General features: G+C 65.5%; 22 protein-coding genes. 11 read left to right on the forward strand and 11 right to left on the reverse strand.

The window, feature by feature from the left end; all coding sequences use genetic code 11:
* Window positions 1–72: 72 nt before the first annotated feature.
* On the forward strand, window positions 73–825 hold the full coding sequence (locus tag AC1RRP_RS17995; protein ID WP_493038632.1) for an IclR family transcriptional regulator: 753 nt from the start codon (window positions 73–75) through the stop codon (window positions 823–825).
* Window positions 826–1,080: 255 nt separating this feature from the next.
* Here AC1RRP_RS17995 and AC1RRP_RS18000 read toward each other — a convergent pair whose 3' ends face one another.
* The 8 genes from AC1RRP_RS18000 to AC1RRP_RS18035 all read right to left on the reverse strand — a co-directional run bounded on the left by AC1RRP_RS18000 (window position 1,081) and on the right by AC1RRP_RS18035 (window position 9,301).
* On the reverse strand, window positions 1,081–2,397 hold the full coding sequence (locus tag AC1RRP_RS18000; protein WP_493038634.1) for a M20/M25/M40 family metallo-hydrolase: 1,317 nt from the start codon (window positions 2,395–2,397) through the stop codon (window positions 1,081–1,083).
* Window positions 2,398–2,414: 17 nt separating this feature from the next.
* A complete protein-coding gene (locus AC1RRP_RS18005; protein WP_493038636.1) occupies window positions 2,415–2,936 on the reverse strand; it encodes a DUF3299 domain-containing protein in 522 nt (173 codons plus the stop codon).
* Between the two features lie 37 nt (window positions 2,937–2,973).
* Window positions 2,974–4,050 (reverse strand): CobW family GTP-binding protein, encoded by a 1,077-nt coding sequence (locus tag AC1RRP_RS18010; RefSeq protein WP_493038638.1) that lies wholly within the window; start codon window positions 4,048–4,050, stop codon window positions 2,974–2,976.
* Entirely contained in the window at window positions 4,043–5,296 is a 1,254-nt protein-coding gene (locus AC1RRP_RS18015) for an LVIVD repeat-containing protein (protein WP_493038640.1), read from the reverse strand. The genes AC1RRP_RS18010 and AC1RRP_RS18015 overlap by 8 nt, the downstream gene beginning before the upstream one ends.
* 42 nt (window positions 5,297–5,338) lie before the next feature.
* On the reverse strand, window positions 5,339–6,322 hold the full coding sequence (locus AC1RRP_RS18020; RefSeq protein WP_493038642.1) for a Bug family tripartite tricarboxylate transporter substrate binding protein: 984 nt from the start codon (window positions 6,320–6,322) through the stop codon (window positions 5,339–5,341).
* 73 nt (window positions 6,323–6,395) lie between these two features.
* A complete protein-coding gene (locus AC1RRP_RS18025; protein WP_493038644.1) occupies window positions 6,396–6,818 on the reverse strand; it encodes a cupin domain-containing protein in 423 nt (140 codons plus the stop codon).
* Between the two features lie 30 nt (window positions 6,819–6,848).
* A complete protein-coding gene (locus tag AC1RRP_RS18030) occupies window positions 6,849–8,225 on the reverse strand; it encodes an NAD-dependent succinate-semialdehyde dehydrogenase (RefSeq protein WP_493038646.1) in 1,377 nt (458 codons plus the stop codon).
* The gene (locus AC1RRP_RS18035) at window positions 8,222–9,301 is read right to left on the reverse strand and encodes an Ldh family oxidoreductase (RefSeq protein WP_493038648.1); all 1,080 of its coding nucleotides are present in this window, start codon (window positions 9,299–9,301) and stop codon (window positions 8,222–8,224) included. The genes AC1RRP_RS18030 and AC1RRP_RS18035 overlap by 4 nt, the downstream gene beginning before the upstream one ends.
* A 254-nt stretch (window positions 9,302–9,555) precedes the next feature.
* On the opposite strand from AC1RRP_RS18035, the gene AC1RRP_RS18040 reads away from it, so the two are divergent.
* From AC1RRP_RS18040 to AC1RRP_RS18065, 6 genes are all read left to right on the forward strand, one after another.
* Entirely contained in the window at window positions 9,556–10,467 is a 912-nt protein-coding gene (locus tag AC1RRP_RS18040; RefSeq protein WP_493038650.1) for a LysR family transcriptional regulator, read from the forward strand.
* Window positions 10,468–10,595: 128 nt separating this feature from the next.
* Window positions 10,596–10,994, forward strand: coding sequence for a thiol-disulfide oxidoreductase DCC family protein (locus AC1RRP_RS18045; RefSeq protein WP_493038652.1), 399 nt, complete (start codon window positions 10,596–10,598; stop codon window positions 10,992–10,994).
* A 241-nt stretch (window positions 10,995–11,235) separates the two neighbouring features.
* A complete protein-coding gene (locus tag AC1RRP_RS18050) occupies window positions 11,236–12,270 on the forward strand; it encodes an ABC transporter substrate-binding protein (RefSeq protein ID WP_493038654.1) in 1,035 nt (344 codons plus the stop codon).
* 59 nt (window positions 12,271–12,329) lie between these two features.
* Window positions 12,330–13,226, forward strand: coding sequence for an ABC transporter ATP-binding protein (locus AC1RRP_RS18055; protein ID WP_493038656.1), 897 nt, complete (start codon window positions 12,330–12,332; stop codon window positions 13,224–13,226).
* 79 nt (window positions 13,227–13,305) lie between these two features.
* Entirely contained in the window at window positions 13,306–14,025 is a 720-nt protein-coding gene (locus tag AC1RRP_RS18060; RefSeq protein ID WP_493038817.1) for an ABC transporter permease, read from the forward strand.
* 12 nt (window positions 14,026–14,037) lie between these two features.
* Complete coding sequence (locus AC1RRP_RS18065) at window positions 14,038–14,517, forward strand: nucleoside deaminase (RefSeq protein WP_493038658.1); 480 nt, start codon at window positions 14,038–14,040, stop codon at window positions 14,515–14,517.
* Between the two features lie 12 nt (window positions 14,518–14,529).
* On the opposite strand, the gene AC1RRP_RS18070 is transcribed toward AC1RRP_RS18065, so the two are convergent.
* A complete protein-coding gene (locus AC1RRP_RS18070; RefSeq protein ID WP_493038660.1) occupies window positions 14,530–15,522 on the reverse strand; it encodes an isopenicillin N synthase family dioxygenase in 993 nt (330 codons plus the stop codon).
* A gap of 263 nt (window positions 15,523–15,785) precedes the next feature.
* Between AC1RRP_RS18070 and AC1RRP_RS18075 the strand changes: the two genes are divergently transcribed.
* Together AC1RRP_RS18075 and AC1RRP_RS18080 are read left to right on the forward strand one after the other, a co-directional pair.
* Window positions 15,786–16,820 carry an ABC transporter substrate-binding protein gene (locus AC1RRP_RS18075; protein WP_493038662.1) on the forward strand — a complete coding sequence of 345 codons (1,035 nt, stop codon included), beginning with the start codon at window positions 15,786–15,788 and terminating at the stop codon, window positions 16,818–16,820.
* A gap of 44 nt (window positions 16,821–16,864) precedes the next feature.
* Window positions 16,865–17,323 carry a nucleoside deaminase gene (locus AC1RRP_RS18080; RefSeq protein ID WP_493038819.1) on the forward strand — a complete coding sequence of 153 codons (459 nt, stop codon included), beginning with the start codon at window positions 16,865–16,867 and terminating at the stop codon, window positions 17,321–17,323.
* Window positions 17,324–17,341: 18 nt separating this feature from the next.
* On the opposite strand, the gene AC1RRP_RS18085 is transcribed toward AC1RRP_RS18080, so the two are convergent.
* On the reverse strand, window positions 17,342–18,538 hold the full coding sequence (locus AC1RRP_RS18085) for a urate hydroxylase PuuD (RefSeq protein ID WP_493038664.1): 1,197 nt from the start codon (window positions 18,536–18,538) through the stop codon (window positions 17,342–17,344).
* A 6-nt stretch (window positions 18,539–18,544) separates the two neighbouring features.
* Window positions 18,545–18,901, reverse strand: coding sequence for a hydroxyisourate hydrolase (uraH, locus tag AC1RRP_RS18090; RefSeq protein ID WP_493038666.1), 357 nt, complete (start codon window positions 18,899–18,901; stop codon window positions 18,545–18,547).
* A gap of 78 nt (window positions 18,902–18,979) precedes the next feature.
* Here uraH and AC1RRP_RS18095 point away from each other — a divergent pair, with 78 nt between their 5' ends.
* Entirely contained in the window at window positions 18,980–19,645 is a 666-nt protein-coding gene (locus tag AC1RRP_RS18095; RefSeq protein ID WP_493038668.1) for a GntR family transcriptional regulator, read from the forward strand.
* Window positions 19,642–20,589 (forward strand): allantoinase PuuE, encoded by a 948-nt coding sequence (gene puuE, locus AC1RRP_RS18100; RefSeq protein WP_493038670.1) that lies wholly within the window; start codon window positions 19,642–19,644, stop codon window positions 20,587–20,589. Before AC1RRP_RS18095 ends, puuE begins: the two co-directional genes overlap by 4 nt.
* Window positions 20,590–20,600 lie beyond the last annotated feature (11 nt).

Consider the following 20,600-nt stretch of genomic DNA (forward strand, 5'->3'; position numbering starts at 1 on the left):
AGGTGTAGCCGGGGATACGATGCAGGCTCTGCCTGTTATGCGAAGGAACCTGGATTGGCCCAGCCAGAAAAAATGAACGACAGCGTCCGTGCGGTGGATCGCGCGCTAGAGATCCTCATGGCGTTCACAGCCACCGACTACGAACTGTCGGTCGCTGAATTGCTCAAGCGCGTCGATCTGAGTCGTCCCACGCTGTACCGTCTGCTGCACACCCTGGAGCAAAGCGGCTTCGTCATATCGGGCGGAGAGCCGCAAAAATTCCGGCTAGGTCCGTCCGTTGCGCATTTGGCGCATGTGTGGACGTCCAGCTTGGACATCAGCGCTTTGGCACAGCCCGTCATGCGCCGAATCTGGGAACAGACTGGAGAAACGGTGGCCTTGTTTGTTCCGCAGGGGGCCTATCGTCTTTGCGTTGCCGAAATGCCAAGTGCCCAACCGTTGAGTTTCAAACGAGGCGCCGGCTATCAAGAACGGATCTTGTTGGGCGCCAGCGGCCGGGCTATCTTGGCTTATGCGGTGGATGATGCGAATGATCTGAAGGACTATGCGGTCGGCACCCAGATCGATTTGACAAGGTATCCCGCTGAACTCGCGCAAATTCGCAAACGCGGCTACGCCATCAGCAAGGATGAGTTAATTGAAGGTGCGGTTGCAGTGGCTGCCCCGTTTTTCAACGGGGCAGGCAGGGTTGCCGGGTCTATTGGCGTGTTTGGTCCTGGTGCTCGATTACATGCAGCGCAGATCGAGGCCTATGGTCTGCTGCTGTTGCAGGAAGCCGGCGTTCTATCCGAGGCGCTGGGCCATGTCGCGTCGGGTCAGAAATAGCCTATGGTTGGGAGAAGGATATTCAGCCTGACCTTCCCGTGTTGAAGTCACCTTGGTTCGCGCTGGACTTAGAGCACATTGCAAGCCTGCCCGCCGCTGAGTAGGCTATTTCAAGCCATCTCCAAGTCGAACGGCACATTTATGCGTCTCTTTGCGGCAGGGATATGGTTCCGGCGACACCTTGCTGCGGCATCCGCCCCATGAAAAAAGCCCCAGGCAGCGCAAGCCGCCCGGGGCTTTGTACATTGCAGCGCCTCAGCGCGCCCGCAGCGGCAGCAGGGGCTCCGTCACGCCCTCCACCCCCACCAGCGACAAGACCGTGAGCAGGGTGCTCTGCGGGCCGAGCCAGGCATTGATGGGCGAGAACCACTCCCCCGGCCCGTGCGAACCACCGCCCACCCCCCCGCTGCCCAGCGTGACGGCAGGAATGCCCAGGCTGATCGGCAGGTTGGAGTCGGTGCTGGAAGCGGTGATGGCCTTCACCTCGCCGCCCACCGTGGCCACGGCGCGGCGCGCGGCCTGGACCATGGGGGAGCCCGGCTGCCCGGCACCGGCCGGACGGTCGCCCACCAGCTTGAATTCGACCTTGATCACGTCTTTCTTGTCCCAGCGCTTGTTCTCCTCATCGGCGGCCTCCCGGGCCAGCGCCATGATCTGGTCTTCCAGCTTCTTGAGTTCGACGGCGCTGTTCGAGCGCATGTCCAGCCCGAGTTCAGCCTCGGCCGCAATCGCATTGACCGAGGTACCGCCCTTGAGCGTGCCCACGGTGAAGGTGGTTTTCGGCTGCTCGACGGTCCGCACTTCGCTGATCTTGGCAATCGCGCGGCCCAGCGCGTGGGTGGCCGAAGGCAGGCCGAACGCCGAGAAGCTGTGTCCGCCCGGGCCGGTGTAGATGATGCGGAAACGGCGGCTGCCGGTGGCCTGGTTCACGATGCGGCCGATGTCCAGGCCATCGAGCGAGATGAAGCCGTCGATGGCCTTGTTGTCGCGAAACAGCGCCTTGACCCCGCGCAGGTCACCGAGTTCCTCTTCGCCCACCGTGCCGACAAAAACGATGTCACCCACCGTTTTCAGGCCGGTCTGGTTCAGCGCACGCAGCACGCTGAGCAGCGAGGCCAGGCCCCGCCCGTCGTCATAGATGCCCGGGGCTTCATAACGGTTGCCCTTGACCTTGACTTTCACATCCGTGCCTTCGGGAAACACCGTGTCCAGATGCGCCGACAGCACCAGCACCGGGCCCTTGCCGCTGCCCTTGCGCACGGCGATCACATTGCCTTCGGCGTCGATGCGGGCGTCGCTCAGACCCAGCGCCTTCAGCCGCTTCTGGTACTCCTGGGCGCGCACCATTTCCTTGAACGGCGGCGCGGGGATTTCGGTCAGCTCGATCTGGTCCTTGAGCGTGCGCTCGTCGTCTGCCCGCAGAAAATCCACCGCCTGCCTGACACCCGCATGCGCCGTCAGCCTGGCGAACGCGGTCTCGGTCGCCGCATCGAGCGGCGGCAAAGCCGCCTGGGACCAGGCGGCGCTGACCGCCAGCGTGAGCGTGGCGGCCGTAAAAAGACGTCGTAGCATGGGATCTCCGTTGCAGTTTATGGAAGGCTGGCGGGCACCGCTTCGACCAGCCGGTAAAACACGCCGCCGGGATCGTTGTCCAGCAGCAGCAGGCGCCCTTCGACCACGACCGGGTCGATCGAATATTTCACCGCCTTGCGCGCACGCACCTCGACCATGGCTTCAGGCCCGGCCGACAGGCAGAACGGACAGGTGGGTGACCAGGCCGAGAGCAGGAAGTAGCTGTGGGTCTGCCCGGCCTCGATGGGCAGGAGGTAACCCTGCAGCTTGACGGTCTTGCCCTGCAGGGGCCGCAAGGCCTCCGGAAACGCCGGCCCCAGACTGCCCTGGCTCATCTTGATGGTGGCCGCACTGAGCACGGACCAGGGTACGGCGCCGGGGGCATCGGGCAGCATGGAGGTGCTGGGGTCGTGCGCGGGGGCAGCGGCAGCGGGACGACCGGTTTGCGCCAGCGCCGGCAGCATGAACAGGCCGAGCCACAAGCCCATGCCCGCCAGCAGGTGGCGGATACGGCGCTCAGGCAGGCGCAAGCTCATCATGGGATCAGTGTAGCAAGCGCCACGGTCCCCGACCCGCCTAAGCGGCAGACCCCAGCCCGCCGACCACCTGGAACAGGGCCCTGATCTTGTCGGCGTCGATGTTGCGGGTGATGAAGACGATGCGGCTGCCCTGGTCATCACTGGGCCAGCGGTCCAGCGGGACCGGCGGATGGAACACATGGCCCACGCCCTGCACGACCACGGGGCGGCCCTCGACGTTCACGATGCCCTTGACGCGCAGCATGTCCTGGCCGCGCAGGGAGATCAGCAGCTCCATGGCCGCCGAGAACGCGGGCCAGGTGAAGGGTGCGTCAAAGCGCAAGGACAGGTTGCGCACGGAAGGGTGGTGCCGACCGGGCAGGCGCCCCGCCAGATAGGCCCCCTCCTCCCCGGTCGCCTGGTCCACGCGCGAGGCCATCTCACCCAGGAAGCGCAGGGTATCGGGGCCGGCGCGCTCGCTTTGCAGGCCCAGCCCGATGAGGTCGCGGGGATGGAGTTCGCCCTGGGTGCAGCGGCGGATGTCGGCGCGCGTGTTGACCGCGGCGATCTCGGCCATGAGCTCGTCCACGCTCGCGGCCGGCACCAGGTCACCCTTGGTGATGAAGATGCGATCCGCCAGGGCGATCTGCTGCTGGGCCTCCGGTTGCTGCGCCAGCTGGTCACGCGCGTTGACGGCGTCGACCAGGGTCACCACACCGTCCAGGCGGTAGTGCGCGCCCAGCATGGTGTCGCTGGAGAGGGTCTGGATCACCGGGCCGGGATCGGCCAGGCCGGTGGTCTCGATGATGACGCGGTCGAAGTCGGGGATCACCCCGGCGCGGCGGTCGCCGAAGAGCTCGCGCAGGGTGTCCTGCAGGTCGGTGCGCACCGAGCAGCACAGGCAGCCGTTGGCCAGCAGGCTCACGCTCTCGGTCGACATCTTGACCAGGTCGTTGTCGATCCCGATCTCGCCGATCTCGTTGATGACCACCGCCACCCGGTCCATCTCCGGGTGCCTGACCAGCTTGCTGATCAGCGTGGTCTTGCCCGCGCCGAGGAAGCCGGTGACCAGCGTGACCGGGATCTTGCCGGCCAGCGCATCACGCCCGCCGGAGGCCGTGGACCACTCAGACATTCATTTCAAGGATGTAGAGCCCGCCACTGAAACGGTCCACCGTGTAGACCAGCTTGCGCTCGTCGACGTAGACGTCGTTGAGCTGCACCGCACCGCGCGGCGAGAGGGCCGGGGTGGGCGGCACGTAGTAGGCCACTTCCTGCACCTGGTAGGGGTTGCTGGTGTCGTAGACGCGCACGCCGGCGTTGAAGAAGGTGCCGATGAACAGCGTCTCCGAGCGGAAGGAACAGGGCACGGGCAGGTTCTCGTGCAGGTTGTGCGCACCGAAACGGCCGCCGCGCTTGGCGAAGGTGTCGTAGGGCGGGGCCGGGAAGGTGCCGATGGGCAGGGGATTCGCATCGGTACGCGAGTCCACCACCCAGACCAGCTTGGGCCAGTCCTTGCCGTCGTCCTGCACGCACTCGTCGGAGACGATCCACAGATTGCGCTCGAACAGCGGCAGCACCGTGTGGGTGAAACCGTTGAAGGGCGGCGAATGGTTCCAGTGCGACACCACCTTGATGTCCGCCGGATTGCTGATGTCGAGCACGATGGCGCCGCCGTCGATGTAACCCACATAGGCGCGGTCGGGCCGCTGGGGGAAGACGTTGGTGTTGTGCGCGCGGAAACCCGTGTCGAACTGGGCCGGCAGGCGCGGCGGCGGGGGCGCCACATCGCCCTCGCGCGTGCCGGGGTACCACCAGCGGCCCTTCTCGAACGGCTGGGTCGGATCGGAGATGTCGATGATGCGATAGATCTGGTCATCCTTGGGGTTGCGCGGCTGGAAGTCCGCTGCGCCCGAGGAGATGTGCACGGTCTTGCCGTCCACGAACCAGACCGCGTGCACACCGCGCGAGTACGGGCCCGAGCAGTCGAAGTGCGAGAGCAGGCGCGGCGCTTCGGGTTTGCTGATGTCGTAGATGTTGAGGCCGGCCGGCTTGGCGCCGAGCTCCTTGACCTGGCTGGCCACCACCATGATGTTGCCCACCACGTCCAGCGAGTTGGAGCGCACCTTCATGTGCGGCAGCTCGGTCTGCACGATCACGCGCGGGTTCTTGGGGTCGGTGACGTCGACGCCCGTGAAGTTCTTGGGCGCCGACTCGTGCGCCATCCACAGGATGCGCCGGCCGTCGTCGGCCAGCTGCATGGCGATGCCCTCGCCCATGCCGCCGAAGCCCTGCAGCTCGTTGTGCGAGATCAGCTTCATGTTGTGCGCCATGGGCTGGTCGGCGCGGGGACGCAGGGTCGTCAAATCAGGTTTGTTCATGTTGCACTCAAAATAGGTCGGGGGTATCCAGGCGCAGCGACGTCAGTCCGCCTGGATGTTCTTTTCCTTCACCAGCTTGCCGTACTTGGCGTATTCCGCCTGCACGTAGCGCGTGAAAACAGCGGAGGTATTCCCCCCGGGCGTGGCGCCTTCCTTGGCCAGGCGTTCGAGCACGCCGGGGTCCTTGAGGACTTTGGCGGTTTCGCGCTGCAGCCGGTCCACGATGGCGGGCGGTGTGCTGGACGGCACGAAGAAGCCGAACCACGAGGAGACGTCGAAATCCTTGAGGCCCGATTCGGCCAGGGTGGGCACGTCCGGCACCGCAGAAGAACGGCTGGCCGACGTGAGGGCCAGGGCCCGCACGCGACCGGATTGCACGTGCGGCAACACGGCGACCATGGGGGCGAACATCAGCTGGATCTCGCCAGCCAGCAGGGCATTGACGGAGGGGCCGGCGCCCCGGTAGGGGATGTGGGTGATCTCAGTCCCCGTGGCGATCTCGAACAGCTCGCCCGCCAGGTGGGTGGGAGCACCCTTGCCGGAAGACCCGTAGTTGAGGGCGCCGGGCTTGGCCTTGGCCAGGGCGATCAGCTCCTGCACATTCTTGGCGGGCACGCTCTGGTGGACCACCAGGATGTTGGGGACCTCGGCCACCATCGTCACCGGCTTGAGATCCCGCAAGGTGTCGTAGGCCAGTTTGTTGTACATGTGCGGAGCCACGGCCATGCTGGTCGACTGACCGATCAGCACCGTGTAGCCGTCCCCCGCCGACTTGGCCGTCATATCGGCCGCAATGGTGCCCGAAGCGCCCGAACGGTTCTCGACCACGATGCTCTGACCCAGCGCCTCGCCGAGTTTGGGGCCGACGATGCGGGCAAAGAAATCCGCAGCGCCGCCGGGCGACGCGGGCACGATCAGGCGGATCGGCTTGCTGGGGTAGTTGTCCGCCTGGGCCAGGGCCAGGCCCATGGTTGCCAGCAGGACGGCGCCGCTCAGCAGACGCAGGCTGTTTCTACGCAACATCATCTTGTCTCCTTGTGGTCCATGCATCCAGCCTGGTGGCAGCGCAAAAGACGCATACCCCAGGCGTTCGAAAAAATCACTTGCTGTGTTCTACCGACACCATCCGGGTTTCGCCGGTTTCGGTCAGGGTACGCGTCGCATTCGGGGAGGCATAGATCCAGAGGATCTTCATGGGCTCGGTGCTCGACATGTTGCGGAAGCGGTGCGAAACATTGGGCGGGATCCAGGTCGTGTCCAGGGGTTTGAGCACATGCGAGTCCTGCCCTGCAACATCCATGACGGCGTTGCCCGAGAGCAGCATCACGCTCTCTTCACAGTTGTGGCTGTGGAAGGGGATGGCCGTGCCGGGTGCGAACTCGGTGATGCCGTTGATGAAACTCTGCGCGCCGAGCGCCGGCGTCACCAGGGGCGTGGTGCGGGCGCCGCCGCCGCGGTCGTGGCTCTTGATCTGGTCGGGCTTGAGCACGGTGGGGGTGCGTGCGGGTGTGGCAGTGGTCATGGTGTTCTCCATTGAGCGTGGCTGTCAATTTCAGTTTGTAGCAGGTCCGGTCCAGACCGTCTTGATGTTCATGAATTCATGCAGGCCCAAATGCCCGAGTTCGCGACCGTAGCCGGATTGTTTGGTGCCGCCAAAAGGCAGGCGGGGATCGGAAGCCACCAGGCCGTTCACGAAGACGGCGCCGGCCTCGATGCGCCGCGTCAGCTGGCGTGCACGGTCGAGGTCGCCGGTCCAGAGCGAAGCCCCGAGACCGAAGGGCGAGTCGTTGGCCACGGCGACGGCGGCCTCCGCCGAGGCCACGCGCAGGATGGCGGCGGCCGGGCCGAAGGTCTCCTCGCGCGCGGCGGTCATGGCGGGCGTGACGTGGTCCAGGATCGTCGGCTGGTAGTAGGCGCCGGGCCCCGGCAGCGGCTCGCCGCCGATCAGCACTTTGGCGCCCTCCTGGATGGAGGCCATGACCTGGACATGCAGTTCCTCGCGCAGTTTGCCGCGCGCCATGGCACCGATGGTGGTGCCGGGCAGCAGGGGATCGCCGACCACGAGCTTGCGCGCACCGGCCACGAAAGCCTCCGCGAAGCGATCCGCCACGGCCTGCTCGACGATGAAACGCTTGGCCGAGATGCAGCTTTGCCCCGTGTTGGAGAAACGCGCCTTGACGGCGACCGCGGCGGCCGCCTCGATGTCGGCATCGGCCAGCACGATGAAGGGGTCCGAGCCGCCGAGTTCGAGCACCTGCTTCTTGAGCGCCTGCCCGGCCTGCGAGGCGATGCTGCGCCCCACCGGGGTGGAACCGGTGAAGGTGACCGCGGCAATGCGCTCATCCTCGATCAGCCCGCGCACGGCGGAGGACTCGACCAGCAGCGTGGTGAACAGGCCGTCGGGCAGGCCTGCGTCCTTGAACACCTGCTCGAGCGCCAGCGCGCATTGCGGCACATTGCTGGCGTGCTTGAGCACCATGCCGTTGCCGCCCACCAGCACCGGGGCTGCGGCACGCATGACCTGCCAGAAGGGATAGTTCCAGGGCATCACCGCCAGCACCAGCCCCAGCGGATCGAACACGATGCGGCTGTCGGCCGCCGAGCTTGCGACCACCTGGTCCGCCAGAAAGGTCTCGCCCTGCTGGGCGTAGTACTCGAAATTCCAGGCGCACTTCTCGATCTCGCCCAGCGATTCGCCCAGGGGCTTGCCCATCTCCTGCGTGATGAGCAGGGCCAGTTCCTGCTTCTTGCGGCGCAGCACGGTCGCGACCTGCAGGAGATAAGGCAGACGCTGACGGACGTCCAGGCGGGCCCAGGCCTTCTGGGATTGCGCGGCGACGCGCAGCCGGTATTCGATGGCCCGCTCATCATGGATGGAAAATTTCCCCAGCAGCGTGTCGGTGGCCGGGTTGAAGGAGTTCATCATCATGCAGCGCTCCCCTGGACCAGCGGCGCAATGCCCAGGTCCTTGGCCAGCACGGCCAGTTCCTGGACCAGGGTGTTGGCGATCGGGATGCCGGCCTGGTAAGTTTGCCGGCGCTCATGGCTCTGCTCGCCCGGCAGCCAGATGCGCTCCACCCCCGGCAGGCGCTCGCTGTTGCGGATGTCCCGGACCAGCGTATCGACCGCGCCCTTGAAGACCGCAACGTCGCCGAAGGCGCTGAGGTCGATCACCAGGATGGCCTGGCCGGTGTTGGTGACGCTGACGTGGTCGGCGTTGAAGTCGATCACGTCCTTGCCCATGGCCGCTCCGCCCAGGGTGCCGGCCAGCAGCCCGACCACCAGCGCCAGGCCGTAGCCCTTGTAGTCACCGATGGGCAGCAGGAAGCCTTCGCTGGCACGGTTCGGATCGGTCAGGGGCTTGCCCTGGCGGTCGATCATCCAGCCCTCGGGCATCATCTCGCCGCGCTTGGCCTTGGCCTTGACCTTGCCATAGGCCGCCACCGTCGTGGCCATGTCCAGCACCACGGGCGGCTCTGCGCCGGCGGGGATGCCGGCCGCGATGGGGTTGGTCGACAGCAGCATGTCGGTGCCACCCCATGGCGGCAGGTGGTTGGCGTTGCCCACGGCAAAGTACAGGCCCAGCATGTCGTGCTGCAGGGGCTTGCGTGCATACAGGGAAGCCGGGCCGGCGTGGTTGCTGTGGCGCGCACTGACCCAGGCCACGCCGCAAGTGCGGGCCTTCTCGATGGCCAGATCGACCGCACGCGACATCACCAGATGCCCCATGCCGTTGTCACCATCGAGCACGGCCATGCCCGGGCGTTCGCTCACCACCTTGATGTCGGGGTGCTTGTTGATGCCGCCGGCACGGATGCGCTTCATGTACTGGGGCAGGCGGATGACGCCGTGGCCGTCCGAGCCCTGCAGGTCGGCTTCGGCCATGAGGGAGGCAATGGTCAGGGCGTCCGCCTGCGGGAAGCCCTGGCTGACAAATGCCGCCTGGATGAAGTTGCGCAGGGTGTCGGGCAGGACCGGCGTGAAGTTGGTGCTGGGCGCGTTCAAGTGGCGTTCTTTCTTTGGATCTTGGATGGCATGGAGCGGCTGCCCGGTGGGCCCGGGTCTGCGCCGGTTCTGGCCATGGAATCTCAATCGGTTATCGCTGCGAGGGCTGCGCCCGGAGGCCTGTGATAGGTCGACCCGGGGCAGCTCTCAGGTGTGCTGAAGTCCCGCAGTGTAGGAAGGCCGGGGCGACCCGTCCAATACTGATTTCTCGCAAGCCCATATCATCTTGGTATTGATCGCCTCATTTTTTCCGTATGAACCTGAAGACCCTGCGCTACTTCGTGGCCATTGCGGATGCCGGCAGCCTGACCGCCGCCGCCGCCGCCATCTCGATTGCCCAGCCTGCCCTGACGCGACAGCTGCGGGAACTGGAGGCCGACCTGGGCGTGGCGCTGTTTCACCGCATGCCGCGCGGCGTGCGGCTGACCCAGGCGGGTGTCACTTTCTACGAGTCGGCACAGCGCATCCTCGGTGAGGCACAGCGCGTGCGCCAGCGCCTGGCCGGCAAGACCGGTGACACCAAGACCACGGTGGTCCTGGGCGTCTCCCCCACGCTGGCGCGGGTGCTGCTGCCGGGCCTGTTCGAGCACTGCCTGCGCACCCTGCCGGAGGTGGAATTGCGCTCGCGCGAGGCCTTCACGCCGGAGCTGCTGGACTGGCTGGAGCGCGGCATCATCGACATGGCGGTGGTCACCAACCCGGGGGTGGGACGCTCCGTCTCGCTGCAGCCCCTGATCGGCGAACCGTTCGCGCTCGTCACCCACGCCTCCATGGGCATGGGCCCGCTGGTATCGGTGGCCCAGCTGGCCCGCATCCCCCTGCTCATGACCAGCCTGCACCGCGACCTGGTCGAGCGGCAACTGCTGCCGCTGGGCAAGACGCTGAACGTGCAGGCGGTGCTGGACTCGGTGGACACCATCCGCGCGCTGGTCCAGAGGGGGCCGTGGGCCACGATCATGCCGGTCTCCGTCTACAAGGAGGCCGGCACCGCGTCCGAGGTCGTCATGTCCCAGATCACGGGCATCCAGCTCAACCGCCTGCTGGTGCTGGCGACCCGGCTGGAGCCCGAGGGCAAGCTGGCCATTCCGGTCGTCCAGGAAATGATTGAGGCTGAATTCTCGCGACTCATGCGCGAAGGCGTTTTCACCTTCACGGCCCCCGCATGAAGGCCCGGATGTCCCGTCAGGTCGCCACCCTCCTGCCCTGAGACCCGGCGCCGCACAACAGACCCGTGGCCTCAGGGGCCATCCCCGGGGGCCCCACCTGCGCGCGCCAGGCGCGGCATGATGTAGCCATGCCTGACACGATGACATCCGCCGCCCTGACCGTCTACTACGACGGCAGCTGTCCCTTGTGCTCACGCGAGATCGCCTTCTACCGGCGCTCACCCGCTGCGGCCGGGCTGGACTGGGTCGACGTGAGCCAGTCGACCGAACTCGGGCCCGGACTCGATTGCCAGGCCGCCCTGCGGCGTTTTCACGTGCGCGATGCGCAAGGCCGGCTGCACCACGGCGCAGCGGGTTTCGCGCGGCTCTGGCGCGAACTGCCGGGCTGGCGCTGGCTGGGCCGCCTGTGCGCCGTGCCGCCGTTGTCCTGGCTGGCCGAAGGTGCCTACCGTCTCTTCCTGCCCCTGCGTCCCCGCCTGCAACGCGCCCTGCAACGCTGGCTGGACCGGCCTTCGCGCTCGCGCTGACAGTCGGGCGCCCACCAGGCGCACAAGCAACGTGCAGCGCACCACCCCGGTGCGCACCGTTTAGGGTTTGTCTGAATATCTGGGGCACAAATCGACCAGACAATCTGTATACAGCTATGTTTTCAATCTCAAGACCCCGAGACTGGAACTGGCACCCTTTTTGCTCAAGACCCAGGTACCGTGATGACGGCCCTCGCTTTTTCCCATTGCCTGCAGACAAGCTAACCCCAAGGAGCTCCCCATGTCCAAGCGCCACCTCCTCCAAACCGTCGTCGCCCTCGCCTTGACGGCCAGCTTCGCCACCGCACAGGCACAGACCAAACCCATCAAGTTCCAGCTCGACTGGCGTTTCGAAGGCCCGGCCGCCTTCTTCACCCTGCCCGCTGCCAAGGGCCATTTCAAGGACGCCGGGCTGGACGTGACGGTGGACAGCGGCAACGGCTCGGGCGGCACCGTCACGCGCGTGGCCTCGGGCACCTACGACATCGGCTTCGCGGACATGGCCGCCCTGATGGAATTCCACGCCAACAACCCGGACGCCCCCAACAAACCGGTGGCCGTCATGATGGTCTACAACAACACGCCGGCTGCCGTGATGGCGCTCAAGAAATCCGGCATCAAGACCCCGGCCGACCTCAGCGGCAAGAAGCTCGGTGCGCCGGTCTTCGACGCCGGCCGCAAAGCCTTCCCGATCTTCGAGAAGGCCAATAGCGTGAAGAACGTGGCCTGGACCGCCATGGACCCGCCGCTGCGCGAAACCATGCTGGTGCGCGGCGATGTCGATGCGATCACGGGTTTCTCCTTCACCTCCCTGCTCAACCTGGAAGCGCGCGGCGTCAAGGCCGAGGACGTGGTCGTCATGCCCTACGCCGAGTTCGGTGTGAAGCTCTATGGCAACGCCATCATCGCCAGCCCCAAGCTGGTCAAGGAGAACCCCGAGCTGATCAAGGCCTTCCTCAAGGCCTTCACCAAGGGTGCCAAGGAAGTGATGGCCAATCCGGCGGCCGGCATCGAGACCGTCAAGGCGCGCGACGGCATCATCAATGTGGCGCTGGAAACCCGCCGCCTGCAGATGGCCATCGACTCGGTGGTCGCCAGCCCGGACGCCCGCAAGGAAGGTTTCGGCCAGGTCAACCCGGGCCGCCTGGCCCTGATGGCCTCCCAGGTGTCCGACGCCTTCGGCACCAAGACCCGCGTCGATCCCGGCGCGATCTGGAATGGCTCGATGCTGCCCACCGCAGCCGAACTGAACATCCTGCCGCCGGCCAAGAAGTGAGCCGCATGCTTGTCTGAAACCCCTGGCCAGCATCGTCTGGCCATTTTTTTGCAGTCACCATGACGACCGAATCCGCTTCCCCTCCCTTCGTCCAGTTCGACGATGTCTGGCTGGCCTACAACGACGAGTTGCTGGCCCAGAACAACTTCGCGGTCGAGGCCATCAACCTGAACGTGCGCCAGGGCGAGTTCATCGCCATCGTCGGGCCTTCGGGTTGCGGCAAGTCCACCTTCATGAAACTGACCACCGGCCTGAAGATGCCCAGCATGGGCCGCATCCGCGTCGACGGCCAGCCCGTGACCGGTCCGCTCAAGGTCTCGGGCATGGCCTTCCAGGCGCCTTCGCTGCTGCCCTGGCGCACCACGCTGGACAACGTGCTGCTGCCGCTGGAAATCGTCGAGCCCTACCGCTCGCAGTTCAAGGACAGGCGCAAGGCGTTCGAGGAGCGCGCGCTCAAGCTGCTCGAGACCGTGGGCCTGGGCGGCTACGCCAAGAAATTCCCCTGGGAACTCTCGGGCGGCATGCAGCAACGCGCCAGCATCTGCCGCGCCCTGATCCACGAGCCCAAGATGCTGCTGCTGGACGAGCCCTTCGGGGCGCTCGACGCCTTCACGCGCGAGGAACTCTGGTGCACCCTGCGCGACCTGTGGCAGGCGCAGAAATTCAACGTGATCCTGGTCACGCACGACCTGCGCGAATCGGTCTTCCTGGCCGACACGGTCTACGTCATGAGCAAGGGCCCGGGCCGCTTCGTGGTGCAGCGCGAGATCGACCTGCCGCGCCCGCGCGACCTGGAAATCACCTACACCCCCGAATTCACCGGCATCGTGCACGAACTGCGCGGCCACATCGGCGCGATGAGAAGCCCCCCTGTGCCGGCCAGTCGGCCGTCATCCCCCCCTGGGGGACAACACCAGCAGCCCGGCGAAGCCGGTTCTGCGGTGTTCCCGCAATGAAGACAGGCGCCTCGGAGAAATCATCGTGAATTTGAAACACCGCAAACAAGTCGAACGCTGGTCCCCCCTGCTGCTGCTGATGGCCATCGTCATCCTCTGGCAGATCATCACCTCGGCCTTCAACGTCTCGGAATTCATCTTCCCCAGCCCCCTGCGCATCTGGGAGCAGACGCTGGAGTACAAGGCCGTCATCGCCGGCCATGCCTGGCGTACCTTCTGGGTCACCATGGCGGGTTTCGGCATCGCCATCGTGGTGGGTGTGCTGCTGGGCTTCCTGATCGGCAGTTCGCGCCTGGCCTACGCAGCCGTCTATCCGCTGATGACGGCCTTCAACGCCCTGCCCAAGGCAGCCTTCGTGCCCATCCTCGTGGTGTGGTTCGGCATCGGCATCGGCCCGGCCATCCTCACGGCCTTCCTGATCAGCTTCTTCCCCATCACGGTCAACATCGCCACCGGCCTGGCCACGCTGGAGCCCGAGCTGGAGGACGTGCTGCGCGTGCTGGGCGCCAAGCGCTGGGACGTGCTCATGAAAGTGGGGCTGCCGCGCTCCATGCCCTACTTCTTCGGCTCGCTCAAGGTGGCCATCACCCTGGCCTTCGTGGGCACCACGGTGTCCGAGATGACCGCCGCCAACGAGGGCATCGGCTACCTGCTGATCTCGGCCGGCTCGGCCATGCAGATGGGCCTGGCCTTCAGCGGCCTGCTGGTGGTGGGCGCCATGGCCATGGCCATGTACGAACTCTTCAGCTTCATCGAGAAGCACACGACGGGCTGGGCCCACCGCGGCTCGCAGGGTTGAGCGAGCCCACCGGTGTCTCCCCAGCAAGTCATACGCCACCTGCGGCGCGCCAACGAGGTGGCGCGCCGTGCGCGTGATGATCTCGGGCGCCACCCCTTCGGCGCTCTCCTGATCGCCCCGGATGGCGAGACCCTGCTGGCCGAGCAATGCAATGTGGACACGGTCAACCACGCGGAGGCCGTGCTGGCACGCAGCGCCGCGCAGAACTACGCACCGGATTACCTTTGGCGCTGCACCCTGGTCACCACGGTGGAGCCCTGCGCCATGTGCGCTGGCACCCAGTACTGGGTAAATATCGGACGCCTGGTATTTGGCATGAGCGAGCGCCGCCTGCTTGAACTCACAGGCAGCCATGAAGAGAACCCCACCATGAACCTGCCCTGCCGCAGTGTTTTTGAGGCTGGGCAGAAACGCTTCGAGGTCATTGGCCCCGTGGCTGAACTGGAAGACGAAATCGCGGCCCTGCACCGCGATTTCTGGCACACGCGCTGAACGCGCTACCGGTCAGTAGGCCTTGAAGTTGGCCGCGACCCGCTGCTTGAGATAGTCGCCTGCCGCAATGGCGGGATACTTCTTCGCCGGCCCCTCAATCACAGCATGGCGATTGGCCTGCGCGAAGTAGGCCAGGCTGTAGCGCGGACCCATGTACTCGCCAGGCTGCGGGTTGCGCACGCGGTGAAAGTTGCTGGGCAGCTGGTCATCGCTCCAGCGCATCAGCATGTCGCCGATATTGCAGGTGATGGCCTCGGCATCGGGCGGAATGGGCGTCCAGGCCTGGGCTTCCATTTCCTTGCCGGGACAGACCTCCAGCCCGCCTTGACCCTGCTGCTGGTAGAGCAACGTCAGGCAGTCGAAATCGGTGTGCGCGCCGGCACGCCAGAGCTCCAGCTTGTCCTGCGCCTCGGGCGGAATCGCGTAGTAGTGCAAGAGGCGCAGCGTGCTCTGGTAGTCGGGCTGCGCGGGGTCATGTGCGCCCGTGAAGAAATCATGGTCGAAGCCAAGCTTGTAGGCGAAGCAGGACAGCACCTGCATGCCCACCGCCCAGCTCTTGCGCTCGAAATCAAGCATCGTGGTCTGGAAGCCAGGCAACTCGGCCTCGCTCGGCAAGAGCCCGTCCATATGGGGGCGGGTGAGCTGGTAGCTCTCCTTCTGATCGGGCGTGCCGGTCGAGGGACGCACCTGGGCGCGGCTTTCCCAGCCGGCGTTGAGCGCCTTTTTCAGCGGGTACTGCGCCTTCACGGCCTCCGGCAGGGCGAAGAAGCGCTCGGACATGGCAAAGGCCGCGCGGATCTCCTCGGGGGAAATGCCGTGGTTGACGAGCTGGAAGAAGCCGACATCCACTGCGGCGTCCCAGAGCTGGTCCGCGATCTCGGTCTTGCGGGCCTCGAAATTGGATAGGTCGATGCGACGAATCTCGCGTGTGGTGTCGAGTGCCCCCATCGCGCCCATGCGCGATTCTTTTTGCAGCTCGGTGAGGTCGTAAAGCTTGGCGGTCATAAGGTTCTCCTGAAAGTTGAGCTTCAAGAGCAATTTCCGGCCACAGCCTTGCGCAGGCTGGGTGAACGCTTCTACTCCTGCCGGAATACTAGCAAAGACCGGGCCAAAACAGTGAACTTGACCGTATACAACTTGGCACGCGCTTTGCTTCACACCCTTCAAGAGTAGAAGCGTTCAGCGCAGGCAGCAGCCGGCGCCCGGAAATTGCTCTGGAAGCCCGGTCGATCTGACCGGGGGTTGCAACACTTTCCAGGAGCACTGCCATGCAGCGTCGTCATTTTCTCGGCACATCTGCCGCTCTCGCCACCACGGCCCTCGCCGCGCCAGCCGTCTGGGCGCAATCCACCCCCAAACTCACGCCGTTGAAGTTCACCCTGGACTTCCGTGTCACCGGTCAGACCGCCCCCTTCTTCCTCGCGCTGGCCAAAGGCTATTACCGCGACGAGGGCCTGGACGTTTCCATCGACGTGGGGGCTGGCTCCGTGGCCTCGATCACCCGCATTGCCAGCGGTGTCTACCAGCTGGGCCTGGGTGACATCAGCTCGCTGGTCGAGTTCCAGTCCCAGAACCCGGGCACCCCCGTGGTGCAGGCGGTGTACCAGTATTACAACCGCGCACCATTCGTGATCATCGGCCGCAAGGACCGCGGCATCACCAGTGACTTCAAGAGTCTGCAGGGCAAACGCGTCGCTGCTGCCGCCGTGGAATCCACCCGCCGCGCCTGGCCCATGGTGGCCAACAAGCTCAAGCTGGGGGCGGATCATTTCCAGTGGATGACGACCGACTTCAGCGCCCGCGACAACGTGATGGTGCGCGGCGACGTCGATGCTGCCACCTACTTCCACGACTCGGCCGTGTCCCTGTTCGCGCGCATGAAACAGGAAGAGCTGTCGGTACTCAAATACACCGACGCCGGCGTCAACCTGTATGGCAACGCCGTGCTGGCCAGCCGCAAACTGATCACCGAACAGCCCGCCCTGGTCACTGGTTTCCTGCGCGCGAGCAACCGCGCCCTGAAGGAAACCCTGGCCGACCCGACCGCTGCCATCGCCGCCATCAAACAGCGCGAGCCCATCCTCGACGAAAAGGTGGAACTCGATCGCTGGCGTCTCACGTCGCAGTACGTGGCCGCGCCCGATGTGGCCAGCCACGGCCTGGGCGATGTGCGTAAGGTGTTGCTGGACGAGCAGATCGAACAGGTCGCCGAGGTTTTCAGCCTCAAGAGCCGGCCGACGGCCGAGAGCGTGTTCGAGCGCAGCCTGCTGCCCGCCGCTGCCGAACGCGCCTGGAAGGCCTGAGCGTGCGCCTGCCTACAGAAGCGACGCTGGACACGCGCGACGGCATGTATCTGCGCCAGGCCATCACCTGGTCAGCCACGGGCCGTGCGCGCGGCAACCGCCCTTTCGGCGCGGTCATCGTGTCGGAACAGGGTGAGGTGCTGGCCGAGGCCTGGTGCAACACGAGCGAGACCGGCGACTGCACGGGCCATGCCGAGACGAATGCCGTGCGTATGGTCTCGCCGCGCGTGGCCCGCGAAGTTCTGGCCCGCGCCACGCTCTACTCGTCCGCCGAGCCCTGCGTGATGTGCGCGGGGGCCATCTTCTGGTCCAACATCGGGCGTGTGGTCTACGGCATCGACGCGGTACGGCTGCGTGTCTTCAGAGGAGAACGGTTCGAGCAGCGTGATGCCGAACTGTCATGTCGCGATGTGTTTGCGGCCTCGCCACATCGCATCGAATGCATCGGACCGGCCCTGATTGAAGAGGCGAGCATGCCGCACCAGGGTTTCTGGAAAACCTGAGACAGGCCGCCAGTGATTTCAGTCGGCTTTTGCGCCGGCACGGAACCACTGCGCCAGCAAGGCCCGTTCATCCTCGGTCATGCCCGTGGCATTGTTCATGGGCATGATACGACTCACCACCACCTGCTGATAGACCTGCTGCGCGTGCTTCTGCAGTTCGACCGCGCTGTCCAGCCGCACGCCCTTGGACTGCAAGGCCTCGCCATGGCACATGACACAGCGCTGCGCCACCACGGCCTGCACATCGGCCAGACTGGCCTTGGGTGCAGCAGGAGCCGGAGTGACCGGCGCCGGCCGCAGCCAGACGATGAGCCCCAGCAGAGCCACCCCACCCGCCGCCGCATAGGGCCAGGGATGCGCATTGCGCCCCAGCTTGTAGCCATGGCGCAGCACAAAAAACTGACGGATGGCCGCGCCGGCAAACATGATGAGGATCAGGAAGGCCCAGTTGTAAGCGGACCCGTAGGTGAAGCTGTAGTGGTTGCTCAGCATGGCAAACAGCACGGGCAGCGTGAAGTAGGTGTTGTGCACGCTGCGCTGCTTGCCGCGCTGGCCGTGGATCGGATCCACGGGCTGGCCGGCCTTGAGCGCGGCCACCACCTTGCGCTGGCCCGGGATGATGCACATGGCCACGTTGGCGCTCATGGTCGTGGCCAGCATGGCGCCCACCAGCAGGAAGGCCGCGCGGCCGGCAAAGAGATGGCAGGCCAGCCAGGACGCCAGGATCACCAGCAGGGCCACGGCCAGTCCCACCTTGGCATCCCCGTGCTCACCCTTGCCCAGGAAACGGCAGGCCAGGTCGTAGAGCACCCAGAACACCACCAGAAAGGACAGCGCCGTCGTCACCGCGGCCCAGGGCGCCCAGTCCATCACCCGCGAGTCGATCAGGTAGACGCTGGGGCTCCAGAGGTAGGAGATGAGGAACAGCGCGAAGCCGCTGAGCCAGGTGCTGTAACTCTCCCAGTAAAACCAGTGCAGATGCGGCGGCATGGCGGGCGGGGACACCGCGTACTTGACCGGGTGATAGAAGCCGCCGCCGTGCACGGCCCAGAGCTCACCGGTGGCGCCTTCGCTGCGGAGCTTGGCATCTTCGGGGGGCGTGAGGCTGCTGTCGAGGAAGACGAAATAAAAGGAGGAGCCGATCCAGGCAATGGCCACGATCACATGCAGCCAGCGCAGGAGCAGATTGGCCCAGTCAAGCAGATACGCATCCATATGGACTCAGCTCCCGCGGTAGGTGGAGTAGCTCCAGGGGCTCACGAGCAGGGGCACGTGGTAGTGCTCCTCGGGCCTGGCCACGCCGAAATCGAGGTTCACCTGGTCCAGAAACGCGGGCTCGGGCAGCGCCACGCCGCGCGCGCGGAAGTAGCCCTTCACATCGAAGCTCAGGCGGTAGGTGCCGGCCTTCAGGCTGTGGTGCTCGTAGAGCAGGCCCTCAGGGTTGCGGCCATGGCTGTCGAGCGTAAAACGACGCACCAGCTGGGCCTGGCCGTCGGGGGCGGTGGTGTAGAGCGCGACCTGCATGCCGGCGGCGGGACAGCCATGCATGGTGTCGAGTACGTGGGTGCTGAGTCCCATGGTGATTGTCCTTTTAAAAAACCGGAGCAGTCCACCGAAAGTGTATACAGTTTTTCCGATTGGCGATATCATTTCAAAATGGAATCGTCCAGCACACGTCACATCGTCGAGGCCCTCACACGCGCCATCGTGGAGCATCGCCTGCACCCAGGCACCAAACTGGCCGAGCAGAAACTGGGCGACCACTTCGGCGTCTCGCGCACCCTGGTGCGCCAGGCCCTGTTCCAGCTGGCCCAGAACCGCCTGATCCGGCTCGAGCCCTCACGCGGCGCCTTCGTGGCCACACCTTCCGTGGAGGAGGCCCAGCAGGTCTTCGAGGTACGGCGCATGCTGGAACTCGAAATGGTGCGCAATTTCGTGCGCCAGGCCACGCCAGCCAAGATCAAGGCTCTGAGGGCCCACGTGGCCGAAGAGAAAAAGGCCGTGGCCAGCAACGATGTCCCCGGTCGCAACGAACTGCTGGGTGATTTTCACGTGCGCATGGCCGAACTCATGAACAACCGGGTCCTGGCCGAGCTGCTGGAAGAACTGATCTCGCGCTGCGCCCTCATCACCCTGGTCTACCAGTCCAAGAGTGCGGCCGAGCATTCGAACGACGAGCATGTGGAGATCGTCAAGGCCGTGGCCGCCAAGGACGAGGACCTGGCCGTGCGACTGATGGACGAACACCTCAACAACGTGATGGCCAACCTCACCTTCGACCGCAAGCCGCCGACGAGCGACATCGCGCTCGCGCTCGCATGACCTACGACAGCACCGCCCCCTACCCGCGCGACCTCGTCGGCTACGGCCGCACGCCCCCGCATGCCCGCTGGCCGGGCGGCGCGCGTATCGCCGTGCAGTTCGTCCTCAACTATGAAGAAGGCGGCGAGAACTCCGTGCTGCACGGCGACGCCGCCTCCGAGACCTTCCTCTCCGAGATGTTCAACCCGGCCGCCTTTGCCGCCCGGCACATCAGCATGGAAGGCATCTACGAATACGGTTCGCGCCAGGGCGTCTGGCGCATCCTGCGCGAATTTGAACAGCGCGGACTTCCGCTCACCGTCTTTGGCGTGGCCACGGCCCTGCAACGCCACCCCGAGCTCTGTGCCGCCTTCACGGCGCTGGGCCATGAGATCGCCTGCCACGGCCTCAAGTGGATCCATTACCAGAACCTCGATGAGGCCGTCGAGCGCGCCCACATGGCCGAAGCCATGGAGATCCTGCGCCAGCTGACGGGCGAACGCCCGTTGGGCTGGTACACCGGCCGCGACAGCCCCAACACGCGCCGCCTGGTGGCCGACTACGGCGGCTTCGAATACGACAGTGACTACTACGGCGACGACCTGCCCTTCTGGATGACGGTGCGCAAGAGCGACGGCAGCGACGCGCAGCAGCTCATCGTGCCCTACACGCTCGATTGCAACGACATGCGTTTCTCGCTGCCCCAGGGCTTCTCCCATGCCGATCCGTTTTTCACCTACCTGAAGGACAGCTTCGACGCGCTGTATGCCGAAGGTGATCCGCAAGGCCTGGACCGGCCCAAGATGATGAGCATCGGCATGCACTGCCGTCTGCTCGGCCGCCCCGGCCGCATCACGGCGCTGCAGCGTTTCCTCGACCACGTCCAGTCGCACGACAAGGTCTGGGTCGCGCGCCGGCTCGATATCGCACGGCACTGGAGAGCCGCACACCCCGCAAGCCACTGAGGCCATTCGCA

The organism is Hylemonella sp. GW821-FHT12C09, assembly GCF_058807395.1.